21 protein-coding genes are annotated in these 21,569 nt (G+C 72.0%); 11 read left to right on the top strand and 10 right to left on the bottom strand.

What is annotated here, in order from left to right; translation table 11 throughout:
* Positions 1-48: 48 nt before the first annotated feature.
* From AB0G10_RS03590 to AB0G10_RS03615, 6 genes are all read right to left on the bottom strand, one after another.
* Complete coding sequence (locus tag AB0G10_RS03590; protein WP_360915858.1) at positions 49-1,035, bottom strand: LLM class F420-dependent oxidoreductase; 987 nt, start codon at positions 1,033-1,035, stop codon at positions 49-51.
* Between the two features lie 61 nt (positions 1,036-1,096).
* Complete coding sequence (locus tag AB0G10_RS03595; RefSeq protein ID WP_360915861.1) at positions 1,097-2,152, bottom strand: ABC transporter permease; 1,056 nt, start codon at positions 2,150-2,152, stop codon at positions 1,097-1,099.
* Positions 2,149-3,042 (bottom strand): ATP-binding cassette domain-containing protein, encoded by an 894-nt coding sequence (locus tag AB0G10_RS03600; protein WP_360915864.1) that lies wholly within the window; start codon positions 3,040-3,042, stop codon positions 2,149-2,151. The genes AB0G10_RS03595 and AB0G10_RS03600 overlap by 4 nt, the downstream gene beginning before the upstream one ends.
* A 50-nt stretch (positions 3,043-3,092) precedes the next feature.
* Complete coding sequence (locus tag AB0G10_RS03605; protein WP_360915867.1) at positions 3,093-3,752, bottom strand: response regulator transcription factor; 660 nt, start codon at positions 3,750-3,752, stop codon at positions 3,093-3,095.
* The gene (locus AB0G10_RS03610) at positions 3,749-5,035 is read right to left on the bottom strand and encodes a sensor histidine kinase (protein ID WP_360915870.1); all 1,287 of its coding nucleotides are present in this window, start codon (positions 5,033-5,035) and stop codon (positions 3,749-3,751) included. The genes AB0G10_RS03605 and AB0G10_RS03610 overlap by 4 nt, the downstream gene beginning before the upstream one ends.
* Positions 5,036-5,049: 14 nt before the next feature.
* A complete protein-coding gene (locus AB0G10_RS03615) occupies positions 5,050-5,439 on the bottom strand; it encodes a MerR family transcriptional regulator (protein ID WP_360915873.1) in 390 nt (129 codons plus the stop codon).
* Positions 5,440-5,945: 506 nt separating this feature from the next.
* Between AB0G10_RS03615 and AB0G10_RS03620 the strand changes: the two genes are divergently transcribed.
* The 7 genes from AB0G10_RS03620 (at position 5,946) to AB0G10_RS03650 (ending at position 16,062) form a co-directional block, all read left to right on the top strand.
* Complete coding sequence (locus tag AB0G10_RS03620) at positions 5,946-7,469, top strand: amino acid permease (protein WP_360915876.1); 1,524 nt, start codon at positions 5,946-5,948, stop codon at positions 7,467-7,469.
* A gap of 4 nt (positions 7,470-7,473) precedes the next feature.
* On the top strand, positions 7,474-8,829 hold the full coding sequence (locus AB0G10_RS03625; RefSeq protein ID WP_360915879.1) for a glutamine synthetase family protein: 1,356 nt from the start codon (positions 7,474-7,476) through the stop codon (positions 8,827-8,829).
* Between the two features lie 15 nt (positions 8,830-8,844).
* Positions 8,845-10,200 (top strand): aldehyde dehydrogenase family protein, encoded by a 1,356-nt coding sequence (locus AB0G10_RS03630; RefSeq protein ID WP_360915882.1) that lies wholly within the window; start codon positions 8,845-8,847, stop codon positions 10,198-10,200.
* On the top strand, positions 10,201-10,965 hold the full coding sequence (locus tag AB0G10_RS03635) for a 3-oxoacyl-ACP reductase (protein ID WP_360915885.1): 765 nt from the start codon (positions 10,201-10,203) through the stop codon (positions 10,963-10,965).
* Between the two features lie 171 nt (positions 10,966-11,136).
* Positions 11,137-11,859: a gamma-glutamyl-gamma-aminobutyrate hydrolase family protein gene (locus AB0G10_RS03640; RefSeq protein WP_360915888.1), complete on the top strand. Its 723-nt coding sequence runs from the start codon at positions 11,137-11,139 to the stop codon at positions 11,857-11,859.
* Positions 11,844-12,578, top strand: a complete 735-nt coding sequence (locus AB0G10_RS03645; protein WP_360915891.1) for a gamma-glutamyl-gamma-aminobutyrate hydrolase family protein — start codon at positions 11,844-11,846, stop codon at positions 12,576-12,578. Before AB0G10_RS03640 ends, AB0G10_RS03645 begins: the two co-directional genes overlap by 16 nt.
* A gap of 70 nt (positions 12,579-12,648) precedes the next feature.
* On the top strand, positions 12,649-16,062 hold the full coding sequence (locus AB0G10_RS03650) for a SpoIIE family protein phosphatase (RefSeq protein WP_360915894.1): 3,414 nt from the start codon (positions 12,649-12,651) through the stop codon (positions 16,060-16,062).
* A gap of 59 nt (positions 16,063-16,121) precedes the next feature.
* Here AB0G10_RS03650 and AB0G10_RS03655 read toward each other — a convergent pair whose 3' ends face one another.
* Positions 16,122-16,427, bottom strand: a complete 306-nt coding sequence (locus AB0G10_RS03655; protein ID WP_360915897.1) for an STAS domain-containing protein — start codon at positions 16,425-16,427, stop codon at positions 16,122-16,124.
* Positions 16,428-16,495: 68 nt separating this feature from the next.
* Here AB0G10_RS03655 and map point away from each other — a divergent pair, with 68 nt between their 5' ends.
* Together map and AB0G10_RS03665 are read left to right on the top strand one after the other, a co-directional pair.
* Positions 16,496-17,353 (top strand): type I methionyl aminopeptidase, encoded by an 858-nt coding sequence (map, locus tag AB0G10_RS03660; protein WP_360915900.1) that lies wholly within the window; start codon positions 16,496-16,498, stop codon positions 17,351-17,353.
* Positions 17,350-18,039 carry a VIT1/CCC1 transporter family protein gene (locus tag AB0G10_RS03665; protein WP_360915903.1) on the top strand — a complete coding sequence of 230 codons (690 nt, stop codon included), beginning with the start codon at positions 17,350-17,352 and terminating at the stop codon, positions 18,037-18,039. Before map ends, AB0G10_RS03665 begins: the two co-directional genes overlap by 4 nt.
* Before the next feature lie 27 nt (positions 18,040-18,066).
* Here the strand turns inward: AB0G10_RS03665 and AB0G10_RS03670 are convergent, their stop codons facing one another.
* The 3 genes from AB0G10_RS03670 to AB0G10_RS03680 are packed head-to-tail and all read right to left on the bottom strand — an operon-like array spanning position 18,067 to position 19,745.
* On the bottom strand, positions 18,067-18,774 hold the full coding sequence (locus AB0G10_RS03670; RefSeq protein ID WP_360917946.1) for a nucleotidyltransferase domain-containing protein: 708 nt from the start codon (positions 18,772-18,774) through the stop codon (positions 18,067-18,069).
* Between the two features lie 54 nt (positions 18,775-18,828).
* Positions 18,829-19,254, bottom strand: a complete 426-nt coding sequence (locus AB0G10_RS03675) for a ferritin-like domain-containing protein (RefSeq protein WP_360915906.1) — start codon at positions 19,252-19,254, stop codon at positions 18,829-18,831.
* An 11-nt stretch (positions 19,255-19,265) separates the two neighbouring features.
* Complete coding sequence (locus tag AB0G10_RS03680) at positions 19,266-19,745, bottom strand: hypothetical protein (protein ID WP_360915909.1); 480 nt, start codon at positions 19,743-19,745, stop codon at positions 19,266-19,268.
* Positions 19,746-19,916: 171 nt separating this feature from the next.
* On the opposite strand from AB0G10_RS03680, the gene rimP reads away from it, so the two are divergent.
* Together rimP and nusA are read left to right on the top strand one after the other, a co-directional pair.
* A complete protein-coding gene (gene rimP, locus AB0G10_RS03685; protein WP_360915912.1) occupies positions 19,917-20,549 on the top strand; it encodes a ribosome maturation factor RimP in 633 nt (210 codons plus the stop codon).
* On the top strand, positions 20,546-21,562 hold the full coding sequence (nusA, locus tag AB0G10_RS03690; RefSeq protein ID WP_360915915.1) for a transcription termination factor NusA: 1,017 nt from the start codon (positions 20,546-20,548) through the stop codon (positions 21,560-21,562). The genes rimP and nusA overlap by 4 nt, the downstream gene beginning before the upstream one ends.
* Positions 21,563-21,569: the final 7 nt, after the last annotated feature.

Genomic DNA, 21,569 nt, shown 5'->3' on the forward strand with positions numbered 1-21,569 from the left:
GGGGGGCGCGCCCGGAGATTCCGGGCGCGCTTTTCTTTGTGTACGGGGTCAGAGCGCCGGCGCCAGGGCCTTGATCAGGGAGAACAGGGCCTTCGGGCCGCCGCCGGTCAGCTCCGGGGTGGGCATCAGGGCCATCACCGGAACGGTCACGCCGGCCTCCGCGTAGGCCTTCACCCGGTCGCGGCACTCCTCCGGGGAGCCGTGCACGATCAGCTCGTCGACCAGCGCGTCCGGGATCGCGGCGAGGGCGCCCTTGCGGTCGCCGGCGTCCCAGGCCTGCCACATCGGGCCGAGCACCTCGGACCGGCCCAGCCAGCGGTGGAAGGCGGCGTAGGCCGGGACGGTGAGGTACGACGTGATCATGCGGCGGCCGACCGTGCGGGCGTAGCCGGCGTCCTCGGTCGGGATCACGAAGATCCGGGCGGCGACCTCGAAGCCCGGGCCGGCCTCCTTCGTCTCGGCCAGGGCGGTCGCCACGTCGGTGGCCGCGAGCCAGTTGAGGATCACGCCGTCGGCCTCGGCAGCGGCGAGCCGGAGCATCCGCGGGCGCAGGGCCGCGAGCATGAGCTGCGGGGGCGTGGCCGGCGGGCGTTCCAGCCGGAACCGCTTGACCGCGAACGTCGGGAACTCCCGGTCGACCGTCTCACCGGCCAGCGCCGGGCGCAGGAAGCGGAGCACGTCACGGCTGCGGGCGAAGGGCTCGGTGAAGTCCGCCGCGTTCCAGTCGCCGACGACGACCGGGGACGAGGCGCCGATGCCGAACTGGAAACGGCCGGGCGCCGCCTCGGCGAGCGCCGCCGCGGTCATCGCGAGCAGGCCGGGACCGCGCGTGAAGACCGGCGCGATCGCGGTGCCGAGCCGCAGCCGCGGCTCCCAGGCGGCGGCGAGCGCCAGCGGTGTGAACGCGTCCGTGCCGTTCACCTCGGCCGACCAGACGTCGGTGAACCCGGCGTCGGCCAGGGCCGCGTACACGGCGGCGTGATCGGTGAGCGGTACGCCGCCGAACGGCACGGTCATGCCCCATCGCATCGACATGCCCTTGATCCTGCCGGGCGGCGGCGCATGATGTCCACCACCCGGCACTGCCGACGGCTGCCTAGGCGTTCTTCCAGGCCGTCATGATCGAGGTCTTCTGCCGGGTCCGCATGAGCGAGCCCTGGTAGACCCGGGCGCCGGCGATCAGCAGCACGAGCGCGGTGGCCGCCAGGATCAGCAGCGAGACGATCGGCTCCCAGCCCGCCGCGTCACCGTTGAACATCCGGATCGGCATGGCGATCGGCGACGAGAACGGGATGTACGACAGTATCTGCTGCGCCTCCGCGTTGTCCTGCAGGAACAGCACCGCGAAGAACGGGATCAGGACCGCCATCTGCACCGGTGACGACGTACTGGTGATCTCCTCCTGCCGGGAGGCGAGCGCGCCCACCCCGGCCCAGACGGTCGCCAGCATCAGGAAGCCGAGTACGAAGAACGGCAGGAACCAGCCGATCGCCGGGCCGACCGCGTTCACCAGGCCGGTGTCCACGTCGGTGACCTTCATCCCGACGAACGCGACGAGGGCGAGCAGCGCGATCTGGCCGAACGCGAGCAGCGTCATGGCCGCCACCTTGCCGGCCAGCAGGGCCCGGACCGGCACGCTCGACACCAGGATCTCGACGATCCGGGTCTGCTTCTCCTCGATGACGCTCTGCGCGATCTGCAGGCCGTAGGTGTACGAGGTGATGAAGAAGAGCATCGCCAGGATCGACGGGATCAGGAACATCAGGAACGGGTCGACGTCGCCCGGGTCGAGCAGCCGCACCGGCGGGGACGCGCTGAGCGCCGACACCACGTCGGACGGCGGGTCGTCCATGGCGAGCACCTCGGGACCCGGCACCACCGCGGCCTCCACCTCGCCGTCGCGCAGCAGCCGCTCGGCGGTCGCGGCGTCCGGCACCTCGACGATCTCGAACTCGCCCTGGCTCAGCGGCGCCACGGCGGCCGGCTCGGCCACCGCCACCTTCGTCGCGCCGCCGCCGAGGATCGCCGGCAGCACGATCGAGGCGATCACGATGACCAGGAAGAACACGGTGCTGTAGAGGAACGCCTTGTCCCGCAGCTTGGTCCGCAGCTCGCGGGCGGCGACCAGGCGGGTGGCCTCGAACGTGGTCACTGGATCACCTCTCGGAAGATCTCTGCCAGGGAGGGGCGGACCGGGCCGAACTGCCGGACCGGCCCGCGGTCCAGGGCGGCGCGCAGGATCCGCTGGTCGTCGGTCTCGGGCGCGAGGTCGAGGACGGCGCGCGGGCCGTCCAGCTCGACCAGGGTCACGCCGGGCTCGTCGCGCAGCCAGCCCGCGTCCGCGCCCACCTCGATCGAGTAGCGCGGCAGGGCGTACTGGTCGCGCAGGAAGGCGCGGCTGCCGGCGGCCCGGATCGTCCCGTCCGCGATGATCACCAGGTCGTCGCAGAGCCGCTCGACCAGGTCCAGCTGGTGGCTGGAGAAGAGCACCGCGGCGCCGGACGCGGCCCGCTCGCGCAGCACCGCCACCACGGTGTCGGCGGCGAGCGGGTCGAGGCCGGAGAACGGCTCGTCGAGCACCAGCAGCTCCGGGTCGTGCACCAGGGCCGCGGCGATCTGGACCCGCTGCTGGTTGCCGAGCGACAGCTTCTCCACCAGGTCGCCGGCGCGCGGGCCGAGCTCCAGGCGGTCCAGCAGGGTCGCGGTCCGCGCCTTCGCGTCGGCGGCGCTGAGGCCGTGCAGCCGGCCCAGGTAGACGACCTGCTCGGCCACCGACATCTTCGGGTAGAGGCCGCGCTCCTCCGGCATGTATCCGAAGCGCTGCCGGACCTCGCGGGTGATCGGGGCGCCACGCCAGGTGGTCTCCCCGGACTGCGCGGCGAGCACGCCCAGGATGATCCGCATCGTGGTGGTCTTGCCGGCGCCGTTCGCGCCGACGAAGCCGGTCAGGCGGCCGGCGTCCACGGCGAAGGACACGTCCTTGAGGACCTGCCGGTCGCCGAAGGACCGGTTGACGGCATCGACGTTGAGGACGGTGGTCATGCCGTCAACGCTAGGGATCGCGGTTCACCCTGTCGTCCGGCTGGCGAACGTCATCCTTGCGAAGGACGGACCACGCCCAGCTCGTAGGCGAGGACCACGGCCTGCGTCCGGTCCCGCGCCCCGAGCTTCATCAGGACCCGGCTCACGTGCGTCTTCACCGTCGTCTCGCCGAGGTGCAGCTCGGTCGCGATCTCCGCGTTGGTGGCGCCGCCGGCGAGCAGCACCAGCACCTCGTGCTCCCGGGGCGTCAGATCGCCGAGCCGGACCGCCGGCTCCGGGGTCCGCTGCCGGGGCGCCGTGAAGCCGGCGATGACGCGCCGGGTCACCGCCGGGGCGAGCAGGGCGTCCCCGGCGGCGATGACGCGTACCGCCTCGGTCAGCGCCTCCGGCGTGCCGTTCTTCAGCAGGAACCCGCTCGCGCCGGCCTGGAGCGCGGCGAAGAGGTAGTCGTCCCGGTCGAACGTCGTGAGGATGAGCACCGACGGGCCACCGGCCGCGGCGATCCGGCGGGTCGCCTCGAGGCCGTCGACGCCGGGCATCTCGACGTCCATGAGCACGACGTCCGGCCGCAGGCGCAGCGCCAGGTCGGCGGCCTGCCCGCCGTCGGACGCCTCGCCGACCACGGTGATGTCGTCCTCCATCTCGAGGATGACCCGGAACCCGGTACGGACCAGCGCGTGGTCGTCCGCGAGGAGGACCTTGATCGTCATTCGTTCTCTCCGGCCATCACCAGATGGTGCGGCAGCCGGGCCCGGACCCGGTACCCGCCCCCGGACCGCGGCCCGACCTCCAGCTCCCCGTCGTGGACCGCGACGCGTTCCCGCATGCCGATGATGCCCATCCCTCCCGGTCCGCCGGACCGGTTCCCGTACCCGTCGTCGGTCACGTCCAGCTCCAGCGAGCCGCTCAGATAGCGGACCCGGATGTCGAGCGTGGTCGCGTGCGCGTGCTTCAGCGTGTTGGTGACCGCCTCCTGCACGATCCGGTACGCGTTCTGCGACACCGAGTCGGGCAGCGGCACCTCGTCGCCGTAGACGGCGAAGTGGACGGTCAGCCCCGCCTCCCGGGCGCTCGCCGCGATCTCCGGGATGCGGTCGACGCCCGCCGCCGCGGCGTCCGGCCCGAGGTCCCTCCCGGTGGACCGCAGCGCGCCCAGCATCCGCCGCAGCTCGTCGACGGCCGTCCGGGCGCCCTCCTCGATCGCGGTGAGCGCGGTCCGGGCGCGGGCCGGGTCCTTGTCGAGCGCCCGCCGGCACGCCGACGCCTGGATGCCCATGACCGAGACGTGGTGCGCCACCACGTCGTGCAGCTCCCGGGCGATCCGCACCCGCTCGTCGACCACCGCGCGCTCGGCGGCGGCGGCCTGCGCGGCCCGCAGCTCGGCGGCCTGCGACTGGACCGTGTCGAGGCGGCGGGCGGCCTGCCAGGCGTAGTCGCCGACCAGGTAGACCGAGCCGAAGAAGATGGCGTTGACGATGTACCGGTTGAAGACCAGCGACCAGAGCACCGGCAGCTCGCCGGAGGCGCCGTCGAAGCTGCCGCCCACGATCTCGTCCCAGGCGTTCGCGAGCGCGACGGTCAACCAGGTGAACATCGTGGCGATGATGAGGAGCCGCAGCGTACGGGCCCGCCGCCGGACCGGCCCCCACGCGCCGAGGGTGTAGATCGCGGCGTAGAGGGCGTAGGCGGCGACCTGCTGCTCCTGGACGCCGCGGAACTGGCCGCCGATGTAGATCACCGACATGATCACCGCGACCGCGTCCGGCCACCGGCGGCGCCAGGCCAGCGGCAGCGTCGTGGCGATCGACCAGGCGATCTGCTCGGCGATCATCGGGGCGTCCTCGGAGTGCAGCACGCCGACGCTGCGGGAGAGGTAGAGGTTCAGGACGGCGACGGCCGCGACGCCGAAGCCGATCCAGAGATCGGCCCGGCGTTGTCTCGCGGTCGGTCCCGGCCTGCGCCACTCGTCGACGATCCCGATCCCCAGGGTCATGGGGGTGACGATAGTCAGAGCGAGCGCGCGCGCTCCGGGCCCGGTGCCGGGTAGTAGGCCGGTTTGGCCAGGTCACGACGTGTCTGGGTGGGAATGCCGGCGTCCTCGCCCGGGCCGAGCGTGCCACCGAGCTCGGCGATGCGCCGGTGCGCGGCGGCGAGGCGGTCCTCGAGCGTGACGATCCGGACCGCGGCGGCGAGCAGGAAGCCCTCGTCGAGCAGTTGCCGCACGCGGGCCGCGAGGTCGAGCTGGTGACGGGAGTAGCGGCGGTGGCCTCCGGAGGAGCGCCCCGCCTCGATCAGCCCGGTGTCGTCCAGGCTGCGCAGGAAGGCCGCGGTCACGCCGATCATCTCGGCGGCCCGGCCCATCGTGAATGCCGGAACATCGTCAGCAGCGGGGGTCATGTGCTCCCAACTCGTGAAGATGGTCCAGGGCCCCGGCGGGTAACCGGGGCCCTGGCTTTTCAATTCTTGTGCCGATCTCTGTCGGCGCATGTGGTCGACCAGCTGCGTGCCGCTAGCAGTCGACCGGAGTGATGGGCATCGGCTGCGATCACCTCTTGTCGGGCCGGGGACGTTGTGATTTCGCGTTGCTGCGGTATCTCGTCCTCCTCCTCCAACTCAGCGAACTGTGCCAGTTGCTCGCCGGCCGAGAAGACCGGCTTCGTCGGCCGTGACCGACACCCCGACTGTATGCCTCCCCGGCCCGGATTTCTAGACTCGCCGCTGTAGATTTTTTTGGGAACAGGGATGCTGACCTGCAACGATGCTGTATCCGGTCGATGCCTCGCGGAGCCGGCCGGACCGTTCCGGACCGATTGATTAACGCGTGTCATTGACGCCCGTAACACGGCGGCGAGATCATCACGGCAACGCGTGGTCCAGGTCACACCCGGCAAGGGAGCACTCAGATGAGCGCTGATCCAGGCATCACCCCCGCCACCGACGAGGAACGACTCGCCCAGCTCGGCTACAAGCAGGAGTTGCACCGACGCCTCTCCGGCTTCTCCAACTTCGCCGTCTCCTTCTCGATCATCTCCATTCTGGCCGGTGCGATCACCTCGTACGGGATCGCCATGACCGCCGGCGGGCCGATGGCCATCACGCTGGGCTGGCTCTTCATCGGCATCATGGTCACCTTCGTGGCGCTCGCGATGGCCGAGGTCTGCTCGGCCTATCCGACCGCCGGCGCCCTCTACTGGTGGGCGGCCGCGCTCGCCAAGCGGAACAAGGCCGCGTGGGCCTGGTTCATCGGCTGGTTCAACTTCCTCGGCGAGGTCGCGGTCACCGCGGCCATCGACTTCGGCGCGGCGATCACCACGTCCGCGTTCCTGAGCCTCGCCTTCGACATGGAGGTGACGACCGGGCGGACGTTCCTGATCTTCCTGGTCATCATCGTGGTGCACGGCCTGCTGAACACGTTCGGCGTGAACCTGGTGCGGGTGCTCTCCGACGTGAGCGCCTGGTGGCACCTGGTCGGCGTCGCCGTGATCGTCGGCGTGCTGGCGGTCGTGCCGGACCAGCACAAGCCGGTCTCCGAGGTCTTCTTCGAAGTGCAGAACGCGACCGGCTTCACCTTCGCCGGCGCGGGCATCTACGCCGTCCTCATCGGACTGCTGATGGCGCAGTACACGTACACCGGCTACGACGCCTCCGCGCACGTGGCGGAGGAGACCCACGACGCCGCCCGGGCCGCGCCGCGGGGCATCGTCATGTCGGTGGTGGTCTCGGTCGTCGCCGGCTTCGTGCTGCTCTTCGCGATCACCTGGTCCATCCAGGACTACGAGGGCGCCCGGACGAGCGACCTCGGCCTGCCGCCCGCGCAGATCTTCATCGACGCGGTCGGCCACGACCTCGGCACGTTCCTGCTGCTCATCTGCATGGTGGCGCAGTGGTTCTGCGGCATGGCCTCGGTCACCGCGAACTCGCGCATGTCGTACGCGTTCGCCCGGGACGACGCGCTGCCCGGCTCGCGGATCTGGAAGAAGGTCAACCCGCGGACCGGCACGCCGACCAACTCGATCTGGCTCTGCGTCAGCCTCTCCACGCTGCTGGTGCTCCCGTCGCTCTGGAACACCACGGCCTACCTGGCGGCCACCTCGATCGCGGTGATCGGCCTCTACATCGCGTACGTCGGCCCGGTGCTGCTGCGCCGCCGGCTCGGCGCCGGCTTCGAGCCCGGCCCGTGGAACCTCGGCCGGTGGAGCGCTCCGGTCGGGTGGATCGCGATCGTCTGGGTAGGGGTCATCTGTGTGCTCTTCGTCCTCCCGACGGCGAGCCCGATCACGGCGTCCACCTTCAACTACACGATCGTCGCGGTGGCCGTGGTGCTCGGGGCGGCCGCGATCTGGTGGTTCGTGAGCGCGCGCAAGTGGTTCACCGGCCCGAAGGCGAATCTGATCGAGAAGGCACACCACGGCGAGCAGATCGACTGATTGGATGACGGACATGGATCTCGAGGAGCTCGACGTCTCGGTCGACAACGGCAGCATCGACACGGTGCTGCTCGCCCTCACCGACATGCAGGGACGATTGCAGGGCAAGCGGCTGCACGGGCGCTACTTCCTGGACGAGGTGGTGTCCGGCGGCAGCGAGGGGTGCAACTACCTGCTCGCCGTCGACGTGGACATGAACACGGTCGACGGGTACGAGATGTCCTCCTGGTCCACCGGGTACGGCGACTTCGTGATGCGGCCGGACTTCGGCACGCTGCGCCGCGTCCCGTGGCTCCCCGGCACCGCGCTGGTGCTCGCCGACCTGTTCGACACGGCGGGCGAGCCGGTGCCGGCCTCGCCCCGCCAGATCCTGCGCCGCCAGCTGGACCGGCTGGCGGCGCACGGGCTGACCGCGTTCGCCGGGACCGAGCTCGAGTTCGTCCTCTACCGGGACAGCTACGAGCAGGCGTTCGCGAAGCACTACCGGGACCTCGTCCCGGCGAACCAGTACAACGTGGACTACTCCATCCTCGGCACCTCGCGGGTCGAGCCGCTGCTCCGCCGCATCCGCAACGAGATGTACGGCGCGGGACTGCAGCCGGAGAGCGCCAAGGGGGAGTGCAATCTCGGTCAGCACGAGATCGCGTTCCGGTACGCGGACGCGCTCGCCGCCGCCGACAACCACGTCGTCTACAAGAACGGCGCCAAGGAGATCGCCTCTCAGGAGGGCATGGCGCTCACCTTCATGGCGAAGCCGAACGAGCGGGAGGGCAACTCCTGCCACATCCACTTCTCGCTGCGCGGGGAGGACGGCCGGTCGGCGATGCTCGGCGACGGCCCGGCGCACCTCGGCGTCACCGGGCAGCGGGTGCTGGCCGGCATGCTCGCCACGATGCGCGAGCTCAGCCTGCTCTTCGCGCCGAACATCAACTCGTACAAGCGGTACCAGCCCGGGTCGTTCGCGCCCACGGCGGTGCGCTGGGGTGTCGACAACCGGACGTGCGCGCTGCGCATCGCCGGACACGGCCAGGGCATGCGGGTGGAGAATCGTGTTCCCGGTGGGGACGTCAACCCGTACCTGGCGATCGCCGCGCTGGTGGCCGGGGCGCTGCACGGGATCGAGAACGAGCTGTCGCTGGAGGACGAGTTCGCCGGGAATGCGTATCAGGACCCGGACGCGCCGCGAGTGCCCGGAACGCTCCGGGACGCGGCCGATCTCTGGGGCTCCAGCGGGGTGGCGGAAGCGGCTTTCGGCAGCGACGTGGTGGCGCACTACGCCAACATGGCGAGGGTGGAGCTGGCCGCGTACGACGCCGCCGTCACCGACTGGGAGCTCCGCCGTGGTTTCGAGCGTCTCTGAGGGGATGATCAACGCGTGACAGAGGTGATCGACCCGTCGACCGGGGAAGTCCTCACGACCGTACCCTCGCTGGACCTGACCGCGACCGACGCGGCGATCGAGCGGGCCCGGAAGGCCTTCCCCGCCTGGCGTGATCTCGCGCCCGGGGACCGGGCGCGGCTGCTGCGCCGCTTCGCGGCGGCCGTGGAGGAGCACATCGAGGAGCTCGCGCGGCTGGAGGTACGCAACGCCGGGCATACGATCGGCAACGCGCGCTGGGAGGCCGGCAACGTCCGGGACGTGCTGAACTACTACGCCGGCGCCCCGGAGCGGCTCGCCGGACGGCAGATCCCGGTGGCCGGCGGCATCGACGTGACGTTCCACGAGCCGCTCGGCGTCGTCGGGATCATCGTGCCGTGGAACTTCCCGATGCCGATCGCCGGCTGGGGGTTCGCGCCGGCGCTCGCGGCCGGCAACACGGTGGTGCTCAAGCCGGCCGAGCTGACCCCGCTCACCGCGATCCGCCTCGGCGAGCTGGCGCTCGAGGCCGGGCTGCCGGAGGACGTGTTCCAGGTGCTGCCGGGGAAGGGCAGCGTGGTGGGGCAGCGGTTCGTCACGCACCCGGCGGTGCGGAAGGTCTGCTTCACCGGCTCGACCGAGGTCGGCAAATCGATCATGGCGGGCTGCGCCGATCAGGTGAAGCGGGTGACGCTGGAGCTCGGCGGCAAGAGCGCCAACATCGTCTTCGCCGACGCTGATCTCGAGGCGGCCGCGGCGGCCGCTCCCGGCGCCGTCTTCGACAACGCCGGCCAGGACTGCTGCGCCCGGTCCCGGCTGCTGGTGGAGGCCTCCGTCTACGACAGGTTCCTCGCGCTGCTGGAACCGGCCGTTGCGAAATTCCGGGTATTGGACCCGTCGGACGACAAGTCGGAAATGGGCCCGCTGATCTCTTCCGGTCAGCGCGACGTCGTTGCGTCCTATGTCGACGGTGCCGACGTGGCGTTCCGGGGCACCGCGCCGGACGGCGCCGGCTGGTGGTTCCCGCCCGCGGTCCTGCTGGCGGGCGACGAGAACGACCGGCACTGGCGCGAGGAGATCTTCGGGCCGGTCGTGAGCGTGCTGCCGTTCCGGGACGAGGACGAAGCCATCCGGCTGGCCAACGACACCGAATACGGGTTGTCCGGCTCGATCTGGACCCGGGACGTCGGCCGGGCGCTGCGGATGTCGCGGGCCGTCGAGACCGGCGCGCTCAGCGTCAACAGCAACTCGTCGGTGCGGTACTGGACGCCGTTCGGCGGCATGAAGCAGTCCGGCCTCGGGCGGGAGCTCGGTCCGGACGCGCTGCTGTCGTTCACCGACGTGAAGAACGTCTACATCTCGATGGGGGCATGAGTGGAGCGCTTGCAGGACCGGGTCGCCGTGATCACGGGCGCCGGCAGCGGCATCGGCCTGGCGACGGCGCGGCGGTTCGCCGCCGAGGGCGCCCGCGTCATCTGTGTCGATATATCCGACAAGGCGGGCAAAGCGGTCGCGGACGAGGTCGGCGGCGAGTTCGTGGCCTGCGACGTCAGCGACGAGGAGCAGGTCAGGGCACTCTTCGACGGCGTCGCCGAGCGGCACGGCCGGGTCGACATCGCGTTCAACAACGCCGGCATCTCGCCGCCCGACGACGACTCGATCCTGGTGACCGGTCTGGACGCCTGGGAGCGCGTCCTCAAGGTCAACACCACGAGCGTCTTCTTCTGCTGCAAGTACGCGATCCCGCACATGCGGCGGCAGGGCAAGGGCTCGATCATCAACACCGCGTCGTTCGTGGCCCTGCTCGGCGCCGCGACCTCGCAGATCGCCTACACCGCGAGCAAGGGCGGGGTGCTCGCGATGACCCGGGAGCTCGGGGTGCAGTTCGCCCGCGAGGGGATCCGGATCAACGCGCTCTGCCCGGGCCCGGTCGCGACGCCGCTGCTCATGGAGCTGTTCGCCAAGGATCCGGAGCGCGCGGCCAGGCGGCTGGTCCACGTACCGATGGGCCGGTTCGCCGAACCGGAGGAGATCGCGGCCGCCGTGGCGTTCCTCGCCAGCGACGACGCGTCGTTCATGACGGCCTCCCAGTTCGTCGTCGACGGTGGCATCACCGGTGCGTATGTAACCCCGCTGTAAAGGTTTCAAGACCGGATACGGTGGGGAGAGATTCCTCAACGCCCAGCTCAACCAGGTGTATAGGGGTCGAATCCCCGCCCGCACGGGTCGATCCCCGTGTAGGTGGGACAGAAGGGCCCGTCACGCGGCGCCGGTGCTCCGGCGCCGCGCGCCTGTGAAAACGGTGGTGCGATGCGTCCGATCATCGGTATTACGTCCTATGTGGTTCCGGCCACCTGGAGCGTCTGGAACGACCTCCCGTCCGCCCTGGTGCCGCACGACTACGTCGAAGCGGTGACCCTGGCCGGTGGCCGGGCCGTCCTGCTGCCCCCGGACGACCGGGACGCGGACGTCCTCCGGGCCGTCGACGCCCTGGTGCTGGCCGGCGGGCCGGACGTCGACCCCGGGCTGTACCGGGCCGCCCGCGAGCCGCTCACCGAGGTCCGCGCCGACCGGGACGCCGGCGAGCTGACGCTGCTGCGTGCGGCGCTCGCGGCCGACCTGCCGGTCCTCGGCGTCTGCCGGGGGGCGCAGCTGCTCACCGTGGCGGCCGGCGGCTCGCTGCACCAGCACCTGCCGGACGTGCTCGGTCACGAGCGCCACCGTCCGGGGCCGGGCGTCTACGGCGAGCAGGTGGCGACGTTCGCCCCCGGCAGCCGGATCGCCGCGCTGATGGGCGGCGACCGCACCATCCATTGTTTCCATCACCAGGGAATCGCCGACGCGGGCTCGCTGACCGTCACCGGGTGGGCCGGGGACGGCCTTCCCGAAACGGTCGAGGACCCGGGCCGGCGGTTCGTCCTCGGCGTCCAGTGGCACCCGGAGTACCGCCGGGACCAGCGCCTCTTCGGCGCGCTCGTGGACGCCGCACGGACCGCGATGAAGGAGAACCGCACCGCATGCGCAGACCGCTGATCGGCCTCACCTCGTACGCCCAGCACGTCCAGTACGGCCGGAACGACCTGATGGCCGCAATGCTCCCGATGACCTACGTGAGAGCGGTGCACGCCGCCGGCGGCAGAGCCGTGCTGATCACACCGGACGACCCGGGCACCGACGTGCTCGAGTCGCTCGACGGGATCGTCTTCACCGGCGGCGGCGACGTCGACCCGGCCGCCTGGAAGGCCGAGCGGCACCCGGCCACCGAGGTCGACGAGGTACGCGACGCCGCCGAGCTGATGCTGATGCGCGCCGCCCTCGAGCTCGACCTGCCCGTCCTCGGCGTCTGCCGCGGCATGCAGGTGATGGCCGTCGCGACCGGCGGCTCGCTGCACCAGCATCTGCCCGACCTGGTCGGCCACGAGCGGCACCGGGCCTCCGAGGGCACCGACCCGCTCGCGGCGAACGCCTCCGACTACGGCCGGCACGACGTGGTCGTCGACGAGAACAGCAAGGCCCATCAGCTGTTCGGCCGGACCCTCACGGTCAACTCCTTCCACCATCAGGCGGTCGCCGATCCGGGTGAGTTCGTGCCGGTCGGCTGGTGCCCGGACGACCGGGTCGTGGAGATCCTCGAGCACCCGGGGCGGACCTTCGCGCTGGGCGTGCAGTGGCATCCGGAGCGCACCACGGACCTGCGCTCGTTCACCGCGCTGACCGAGGCGGCGTCGGTGGGTGCGATCATTCCGGCATAGACGACGTCAGGGGAGGTCCGGGTTGGGGCTGCCGAGCCGGTTGCGTGTCGCCTTCGAACGCGGTGGCGAGATGGGCGCGCGAATGTCCGGCCTGGACTGGTCCGGCACCCCGATCGGTGACCCGGCGGGGTGGCCGCCGGAGCTGATCGACGCGGTGGTCACGATGCTGGCCTCCCGCGCGCAGATCATGATCTTCTGGGGGCCGGAGCACACGGCGCTCTACAACGACGCCTACATCGCGACGATGGGCGACAAGCACCCCGGGTTCCTCGGCCGGCCCGGCCGCGAGCTGTTCCCGGAGGCCTGGGACGTGCTGCGCGGGCTGATCGCCGGCGTGCTGGCCGGCGACCGGTCGTTCTACGCCCGCGACCACCTGCTCATGGTGGAGCGGCACGGGTTCCTCGAGGCGACGTACTCGGACGCGTCATACGACCCGATCCGGGACGACGAGGGCCGGGTCGGCGGCGTCATGTGCATCGTGACCGAGACCACCGGCCGGGTCCTCTCCGAGCGCCGGGTCCGCACCCTCAGCGCGCTGGGCCGCCGGCTCGCCGACTCGCCGGACCAGCGGTCGCTCGCGGCCGAGGCCCTCGCGGTGCTCGGCGAGAACCCGGACGACGTGCCGTACGCCTCGCTGCGGCTGGACGGGAACCCGCCGGTCTCGGTGACCTCCGGCGCCCCGGAGGCGGTGCCCGGCGAGCGGCTGACGCTGCCGATCAGCGACGGCGAACTGGTCCTCGGACTCAGCCGGCACGTCGCGATGGACGACCACTACCGGGACTTCCTGGAGCTCGTGGCGTCGCAGATCTCCCGGGCCGTGACGAACCTGCGCGCCTTCGAGCAGGAGCGCCGCCGGGCCACCGACCTGTCCGCGCTGGACAAGGCGAAGACGAACTTCATCTCGAACGTGAGCCACGAGTTCCGTACCCCGCTCACGCTGATCCTCGGCCCGATCGAGGACCTGCTCGACGACCCGGCGCTCGACCGTGCCCTCGCCGATCGGCTGGAGCCGGTGCGCCGCAACGGGTTGCGCCTGCTCAAGCTGGTGAACACGGTGCTCGACTTCTCCCGGCTGGAGTCCGGCCGGATGAACGCGGTGTACCGGCCCACCGACCTGGCCGGGCTCACCACCCGCCTGGCCGGCACGTTCCGCCCGGCAACCGAGCGAGCCGGCCTGGATCTCGTGATCGACGCGCCCCCGCTTCCCGGACCGGTCCACGTCGATCACGAGCTGTGGGAGAAGATCGTCTTCAACCTGCTCTCCAACGCGGTCAAGTTCACCCGTGAGGGGCGCGTCGAGGTACGGGTGACCGCGCGGGGCGCCGATGCCGTGCTGACCGTGCGGGACACCGGGATCGGCGTCCCGGACGCCGAGCAGGCGCTGCTCTTCGACCGCTTCCACCGGGTCAGCGGCGTCTGGTCGCGCAGCCACGAGGGCACCGGCATCGGCCTCGCGCTGGTCCGGGAGCTGACCGAGCTGCACGGCGGCGCGGTGGCCCTGACCAGCCGGCCCGGCGAGGGCAGCGAGTTCACCGTCCGGATCCCGTTCGGCGCCGGTCACCTGCCCGCCGAGCGGGTCACCGACGAGCAGGAGCCGGCCGAGTCGGAGTCGCGGCTCTGGGTGGACGAGGCGACCTGGTGGGCCGGGGACGGTCCGGCCCTGCCCGAGCCGGCCCGGGACCGCGCGAGCGGCCGGATCCTGCTCGCCGACGACAACGCCGACCTGCGCGAGCACGTCTCCCGGCTGCTCGGTCCGCACTGGACGGTCGCGACCGCGGCGGACGGAGCGGAGGCGCTCGCGCTGGCCCGCGAGCACCCGTTCGACCTGGTGCTCACCGACGTGATGATGCCCCGGATGGACGGGTTCGAGCTGATCGCGGCGCTGCGGGCCGACCCCCGTACGCGGGATGTCCCGATCGTGGTCCTCTCCGCCCGGGCCGGCGAGGAGGCCGCCGTCGAGGGTCTCGCGGCCGGCGCCGACGACTACCTGGTCAAGCCGTTCTCGACCCGGGAGCTGCTGGCCCGGGTGCGCGCCACCCTGGAGCTGGGCAAGCTGCGCCGGGAGATCGTGAGCCGGCTGCGCGGGCTGGTCGACGTGGCGGCCGCGCTGAACGCCGCGCCGAGCACCGCCGAGGTGCTCGACGTCGCGGCCCGGCACGTGCTCGCCATGACCTCGGCCGGCCGGGTCGTGGTGACCGCGCCGGAGGCCCGCGCCGAGCAGGACGGCGGCGGCGCCGCGGCCGAGCCGGACGTGGTGCTGCCGCTGGAGGACGCCGCCGGGCCGCCGCTCGGCGAGCTGCGGGTCTGGGACGGCGACGGCGGCCCGGTCGAGCCGGCGCTGCTCACCCAGCTGGCCCGGATCATCGGCCTGCGCCTCGCGAACGCCCGCCTCTACGAGTCCGAGCACCGGATCGCCACGACGCTCCAGCACAGCCTGCTGCCGGCGTCGCTGCCCCGGGTGCCGGGCGCGATCGTGGCGAGCCGCTACGTGCCGGGCAGCAGCGAGGCCCGGGTCGGCGGCGACTGGTACGACGTCATCGCGGCGCCGGACGGCGAGCTGTTCCTGGTGATCGGCGACGTGGTCGGCAAGGGCGTGCAGGCGGCGGCCGGGATGGGTCAGCTGCGCAACGCGCTCCGGGCGTACGTGCTCGAGGGTTTCGACTGCGGCGCCGCGCTGACCCGGCTGAACCGGCTGGTCGACACGCTCGGCCGCCGGCAGTTCGCCACCGTGGTCTGCGTGGCGTTCGACCCGCCGACCCGCCGCCTCCGGTTCTCCTCGGCCGGGCATCCGTCCCCGATCACCATGGGTTCCGGGGAGCGGGGCGAGTTTCTGTACGGGGCGGCGATGGGTCCCCCGATCGGGGCGCTCGGCGGGGTCACCTATCCGACGCGGGAGACGGTGCTGGCGCCCGGCAGCCGGCTGCTGCTCTACACCGACGGCCTGGTCGAGGACCGGCACCAGGGCATCGACACCGGGCTGGCCGAGCTCACCGCGGACGTGGCCCGGCCGGCCGAGCACGTCGAGGACCTGCTGGACGCCCTGCTCGCGAAGGCGGCGCGGCACGAGCGCCGGGACGACATCGCGCTGATCGCGCTGCAGGTGACGCAGCCCAGCGAGTTCGTCCTGCGGCTGCCCGCCGAGCCGGGCCGGCTCACCGTACTGCGGCACCGGCTGGAGGACTTCCTGGCCGCGCACGAGGTACCCGACAACGACGCGTTCGACCTGGTCGTGGCGGTCTCCGAGGCGGCGGCCAACGCGATCGAGCACCCGCTCGACCCGGCCGAGCCGGCGATCGTGGTGGAGGCCTCGCACACCGGCGACGCGGTGGTCGTGACGGTCCGGGACACCGGGCGCTGGCGGCCGGCCACCGAGGCCGGCTTCCGCGGGCGGGGGCTCGAGCTGATCGGGGCGCTCACCGAGCTCTCGGTGCACCGCTCCCCGGAGGGGACCGCCGTCACCCTGCGTCGTCCGCTGAATCCGTGACGGCCCGCCGCCGGCGGGCCGTCAGCCCGCGGCCGTGACGAGCCTCGGCCGGCGGGCCGTCACTCCGTGCCGGGGACGAGCCAGGGCTGGCCGGCCAGGCCGGAGATCTCCAGCACCCGCCGGACCCGGGACGAGGGGCGCACGGCGAGCCGGCCGGGGTAGTGCTCGGCGAGCCGGATCAGGGCGTGGATGGCGGCCGAGTCGAAGAAGGTGACCGCCCGCAGATCCACGGTGGCGGTGGAGACCGCGGCCGGGGTCGCGGCGGCGTACAGCGCGTCGGCCGTGGCCATGTCGACCTCGCCGGTCACGGTGACGGTGACGTGGTCGCCGTCGACCGCGCCGGTCACCGAGAAGTCTTGATCCACGAGAACAGGTTTTCACGCCGGGCCCGAGGGCGGCAAGGACGGGCCGGGGAGGCGGATAGGCTGTGAACATGTCCGTACGTGCCCCTCTCAAGCCGGGAAAGCAGTCGCCGTGGCGATCGGTTCCGGCGCAGATCGTCCGCCCTGAGTACGTGGGGAAGAAGAAGCCGCGCGAGTGGCGCGGCTCCCATGTGCAGACTCCCGAGACGATCGAGAAGATGCGCGTCGCCGGCCGGATCGCGGCGCAGGCCACGGCGCTCGCCGGCGAGCACTGCAAGCCCGGCGTGACCACCGACGAGATCGACCGGGTGGTCCACGAGTTCATCCTCGACCACGGCGCCTACCCGTCGACGCTGGGCTACAAGGGCTTCCCGAAATCGTGCTGCACCTCGCTCAACGAGGTGATCTGCCACGGCATCCCGGACTCGACGGTCCTCGAGGACGGCGACATCATCAACGTGGACGTCACGGCGTACCTCGACGGGGTGCACGGCGACACCGACGCCACCTTCTGCGTCGGCGAGGTCGGCGACGAGGCCCGCCTGCTCGTCGAGCGCACCCACGAGGCGATGATGCGGGGCATCCGCGCGGTCGCCCCGGGCCGCCCGATCAACGCGATCGGCCGGGTCATCGAGGCCTACGCGCGCCGCTTCGGCTACGGCGTGGTCCGCGACTTCACCGGCCACGGCATCGGCGAGACGTTCCACTCCGGGCTGTACATCCCGCACTACGACAACCCCCGGCTGGACACCGTCATGGAGCCGGGCATGACCTTCACGATCGAGCCGATGATCACGCTCGGCACCCACGAGTACGAGATCTGGAAGGACGGCTGGACGGTCGTCACCCGGGACCGGAAGTGGACCGCCCAGTTCGAGCACACCCTGGTGGTGACCGAGGAGGGTTACGAGATCCTCACCCTGCCGTGACCGTCCCGGTCGAGCACCACCACGCCGACGTCTCCGGGGGATGGCTGCGCGCCGCCACCTTCGGCGCGATGGACGGCCTGGTCACCAACATCGCCCTGATCGCCGGCGTGGGCGGCGCCACGGCCGACCGGCACACCCTGGTCCTCACCGGGGTGGCGGGCCTGGTGGCCGGCGCGATCTCGATGGCGATCGGGGAATACACCAGCGTCCGCACGCAGAACGAGCAGATCGCCGCCGAGCTGGCCAAGGAACGCCACGAGCTGAGGGTGAACCCGGACGGCGAGGCGGACGAGCTGGTCGCGGCGTGGACCGCCCGAGGGCTTCCCGGCGATCTGGCCCGCCAGGTCGCCGACGTCCTCAAGGACCACCCCGAGCAGGCGCTGCGGGTGCACGCCCAGGAGGAGCTCGGCGTCGTCCCGGACGAGCTGCCGAGCCCGTGGACGGCGGCCGCGTCGTCGTTCGTCTGCTTCGCGGTGGGCGCGCTGATCCCGCTGCTCACGCTGCTGCTCGGGTACGAGCCACTGTGGGCGGCGCTGCTGGTCGGCGGCGCCGGGCTGTTCGTGACCGGCGCGGTGATCGCCCGGCTGACCGCCCGGCCATGGTGGCGGGGCGGCCTGCGCCAGCTGCTGCTCGGGAGCGCGGCGGCCGGGGCCACCTTCGTGATCGGGTCCCTGCTGGGCGCCTGACCGGCGTCGATCGCACAGCTCGCCCCGTCAGTCGAACAGCTCGCCCAGGGTGCCGTCGACCGGGCGGCCCCGGGCGGCCAGCTCCTCGGCCTGGTACTTGAGGATCGCGTCCAGCTCCTGCATGTCGGCCATGGCCACCCCGGTCCGCTTCACGGCGTCGGCCTCGTTGCGGAAGTAGGTCCTGGTCAGCAGGCCGGCCACGAGCGCCGCGTGCACCCGGGCCTCGGCCATCAGGACCAGGGCGGCGTCGGTGTCGTACCACTGGGTGAGCCGGACCGCGCGGGCGTGCGCGCTGCTGGCGAGCGCCCAGTCGTGCCGGGCCAGCCGGGTGAACTCCACCGGCCGGGCCTCGGAGAGCAGGGTGAGGTGGGCCTCGCGCTGGTCGGTGAACCAGTCGTGCGGGTCGTAGAGCGGCAGGGTCGTCAGGAATCCGTCGGCGACCAGGGGCCAGCGCGGGGTCAGCACCCGCGCCTGGCCGAGGCCCTCCTCCGCGGTGACCACGGAGAGCGAGACCGGCACGCCGTCGACCTTGCGGAGGGTCGGTTTCGGCCCGGTCTTCGGCCGGTACGTCACGACGACCATGTTGACGTCGCTGGAGTCGGCGTCGTCGCCGTGGGCGATCGAGCCGCGTACGCCGATGGCCTGGACCTCGGCCGGCCATCGGTGCTGGACGACGTCGCGCAGGCGGATCACGAGGGACCCGCGGACCGAGGTGGTGTCGAGCTCGTCGATCACCTTCTCATTCTCGGTCACGAACCGTGGCGGCGTGTGCCCGTTTCTTCAGACCCTTCAGCCGGGCCGGCCCGGAAACGCCATGGTCAGCGGGGTGGCGCCGGCGTATCTGCGCCAGGCTGTCGCACGAACTGCGGAGTCGGTCATAGCAGACAGGGCCGAGTTGCGCTGGTTCGTCTCGGTCACCGGCAGCACGGCCCGCCAGGCCTGGCAGACCCCGTCCTCGATGTGGACGGCCAGCTGCAGGGCGGTCTTCCGGCTGGTCACCTCGAACGGCAGCTCGTACCCGGCGGGCGCGGGGGCGGCGCTCGCCTTCAGCTCGTCCAGCTTGTCGACGAGGTAGTCGCGGCGCTGCCGGTGCACCTGCTCGCTGTCCCGGGCCGCCTTGATCTCGGCCTCCCGGTTGAGGTGGACGCCGATCAGCCCGTACGCGTAGATGGCCGCCTCCTCGGCGGCGAGCGCGGCGGCGAGTTGTTCCTTCACGAGGGGTCCTTTCAGCGCAGCGCGCTCGCGTGGGTGGCCCGGCAGGCGGCGATCGATCCGACCAGCGCGGCCCGGTCGGCGGGCGCGGCCACGCAGGCGGCGGCGGCCGTCTTCTGGGCGGCGAGCTCGGCGGCCCGCAGGTCGGCCTTGGACTGCGCCTGCTGGGCCGGCGCGGACGGCGGCGCGGCGGCGCCGGACGGGAGCGTCGTGCCGATCAGCCCGGCGAGCTCGGCGGCGTGCGCCCGGTGGTCCTCGGCGAACGGGGCCAGCGCCGGGTCGCCCTGGGCCGCGAGGTCGTACGCCGCGGCGAGGGCGAGCGCCTCGTCGAGGATCGGCTGGAGGGGGTCGGGGGCCGGCTCGGGCTCCGGCTCGTCGTCGAAGAGGCCGCAGCCGGACAGGGTGGCAGCTGCCACGATCGCACCGGTCGCGGTCAGTATCCGCCGGCGTGTGTGTCGCGTGTCGCTCATCCGCACCGGCCAAGTCAACACCATCGGTGCTCCGGGCGTCCGGGACGGGTTGTTGACCTGCGGATGGGGTGGAATCGGTGCGGCGCCGCTCCGTCCGGCTCCCGGGCACGTTACGCTCTGCGTCAGCCGCGGGGCCGAATGCTGCCCGGCGGCATATAGTCGTTCCAGCGCAAAGCTAGCGAGAGGTCGAGCCCGATGACGCAGCGTGGTCGCGCCGGGGCCCGGCCCGGTGGTCGCCCCAGTGGCCGGCGGAGCCGGCCCGAGCCGGACACCCGCACCACCCCGCCCGCACCGCGGGTCGATCTGACCGCGGCCCGGGCCCGGCTGCGCGAGGTGATCGAGCCCGTCGTCACGACGGCCGGCTACGACCTGGAGGACCTGCACCTGTCCCGGGCCGGCCGCCGGTTCGTGGTCCGGGTCCTGATCGACGCCGACGGCGGCATCGGCCTCGACGACGTCGCGACGGTGTCCCGGGAGATCTCCGAGGCGCTCGACGCCGCCGACGAGCAGGGTGGCGAGGTGCTGGCCGGGGAATACCAGCTGGAGGTCGGGTCCCCGGGCGTGGACCGGCCGCTGACCGAGCCACGGCACTGGCGCCGCAACGTCGGCCGCCTGGTCGCGGTGAACGGGCTGACCGGCCGGGTGCTCTCCGCCGACGACGACAAGGGTGTGGCGCTGGACGTGGACGGCACGACCCGTGAGCTGGCCTGGGCCGAGCTCGGGGCGGGCAAGGTCCAGATCGAGTTCAAGCGCATGGACGAAGCCGACTTCGGCGATGAAGAAGACGCCGACGATGACGAAGAAGACGAAGGGGAGGGCGAGGAGTGAACATCGACCTCGCGGCGCTGCGCGCCCTGGAGCGCGAGCGGGAGATCCCGTTCGACACGATCCTCGCGGCGATCGAGACCGCGCTGCTGACCGCATACCGGCACACCGACGGCGCGGAGAGCCACGCCCGGGTGGAGATCGACCGCAAGAGCGGCGTGGCCTCCGTGCTGGCGCAGGAGCTCGACCCGGACGGCACGGTGGTGCGCGAGTGGGACGACACCCCGCACGACTTCGGCCGGATCGCCGCGATGACCGCGAAGCAGGTGATCCTCCAGCGTCTGCGGGAGGCCACCGACGAGCAGCACTTCGGTGAGTACGCGGGCCGCGACGGCGACCTGGTCACCGGCGTGGTGCAGGCCGACGCGGCGCGTGCCGAGAAGGGCATCGTGATCGTCGACCTGGGCAAGCTCGAGGCGGTCCTGCCGCAGTCCGAGCAGGTGCCGGGGGAGACCTACGACCACGGCTCCCGGATCCGCTGCATCGTGGTGCACGTGGCGAAGGGCTTCCGCGGCCCGCAGATCACCCTGTCCCGGTCGCACCCGGCCCTGGTGAAGAAGCTGTTCGCGCTCGAGGTGCCGGAGATCGCCGACGGGACCGTCGAGATCGCCGCGATCGCCCGTGAGGCAGGTCACCGTACGAAGATCGCGGTGCGGTCCACGGTCTCCGGGGTGAACGCCAAGGGCGCCTGCATCGGCCCGATGGGCCAGCGGGTCCGCGCGGTGATGAGCGAGCTGCACGGCGAGAAGATCGACATCATCGACTGGTCGGACGACCCCGCCCAGTTCGTCGGCAACGCGCTCTCACCGGCCAAGGCGCTGCGGGTCGAGGTGGTCGACGCGGCCACCCGGACGGCCCGGGTGACGGTGCCCGACTTCCAGCTCTCGCTGGCGATCGGCCGGGAGGGGCAGAACGCCCGTCTGGCCGCCCGCCTGACCGGATGGCGCATCGACATCCGGCCGGACAACGAGCCCGCCGGAGTATCGGACCGGGATGCGGCCGAGGCGGGGAACTGACCGGATA

Source organism: Actinoplanes sp. NPDC023714 (genome assembly GCF_040639855.1).
Classification (GTDB): Bacteria; Actinomycetota; Actinomycetes; order Mycobacteriales; family Micromonosporaceae; genus Actinoplanes.

Coding starts and splice junctions, on each gene's coding strand:
- AB0G10_RS03645 (WP_360915891.1), top strand. CDS start 11,844: ATGCGCAGACCGCTGATCGGCCTCACCTCGTACGCCCAGCACGTCCAG.
- AB0G10_RS03620 (WP_360915876.1), top strand. CDS start 5,946: ATGAGCGCTGATCCAGGCATCACCCCCGCCACCGACGAGGAACGACTC.
- rimP (WP_360915912.1), top strand. CDS start 19,917: ATGACGCAGCGTGGTCGCGCCGGGGCCCGGCCCGGTGGTCGCCCCAGT.
- AB0G10_RS03605 (WP_360915867.1), bottom strand. CDS start 3,752: ATGACGATCAAGGTCCTCCTCGCGGACGACCACGCGCTGGTCCGTACC.
- AB0G10_RS03640 (WP_360915888.1), top strand. CDS start 11,137: ATGCGTCCGATCATCGGTATTACGTCCTATGTGGTTCCGGCCACCTGG.
- AB0G10_RS03590 (WP_360915858.1), bottom strand. CDS start 1,035: ATGTCGATGCGATGGGGCATGACCGTGCCGTTCGGCGGCGTACCGCTC.
- AB0G10_RS03615 (WP_360915873.1), bottom strand. CDS start 5,439: ATGACCCCCGCTGCTGACGATGTTCCGGCATTCACGATGGGCCGGGCC.
- AB0G10_RS03650 (WP_360915894.1), top strand. CDS start 12,649: ATGGGCGCGCGAATGTCCGGCCTGGACTGGTCCGGCACCCCGATCGGT.
- AB0G10_RS03600 (WP_360915864.1), bottom strand. CDS start 3,042: ATGACCACCGTCCTCAACGTCGATGCCGTCAACCGGTCCTTCGGCGAC.
- map (WP_360915900.1), top strand. CDS start 16,496: ATGTCCGTACGTGCCCCTCTCAAGCCGGGAAAGCAGTCGCCGTGGCGA.
- AB0G10_RS03680 (WP_360915909.1), bottom strand. CDS start 19,745: ATGGTGTTGACTTGGCCGGTGCGGATGAGCGACACGCGACACACACGC.
- AB0G10_RS03625 (WP_360915879.1), top strand. CDS start 7,474: ATGACGGACATGGATCTCGAGGAGCTCGACGTCTCGGTCGACAACGGC.
- AB0G10_RS03610 (WP_360915870.1), bottom strand. CDS start 5,035: ATGACCCTGGGGATCGGGATCGTCGACGAGTGGCGCAGGCCGGGACCG.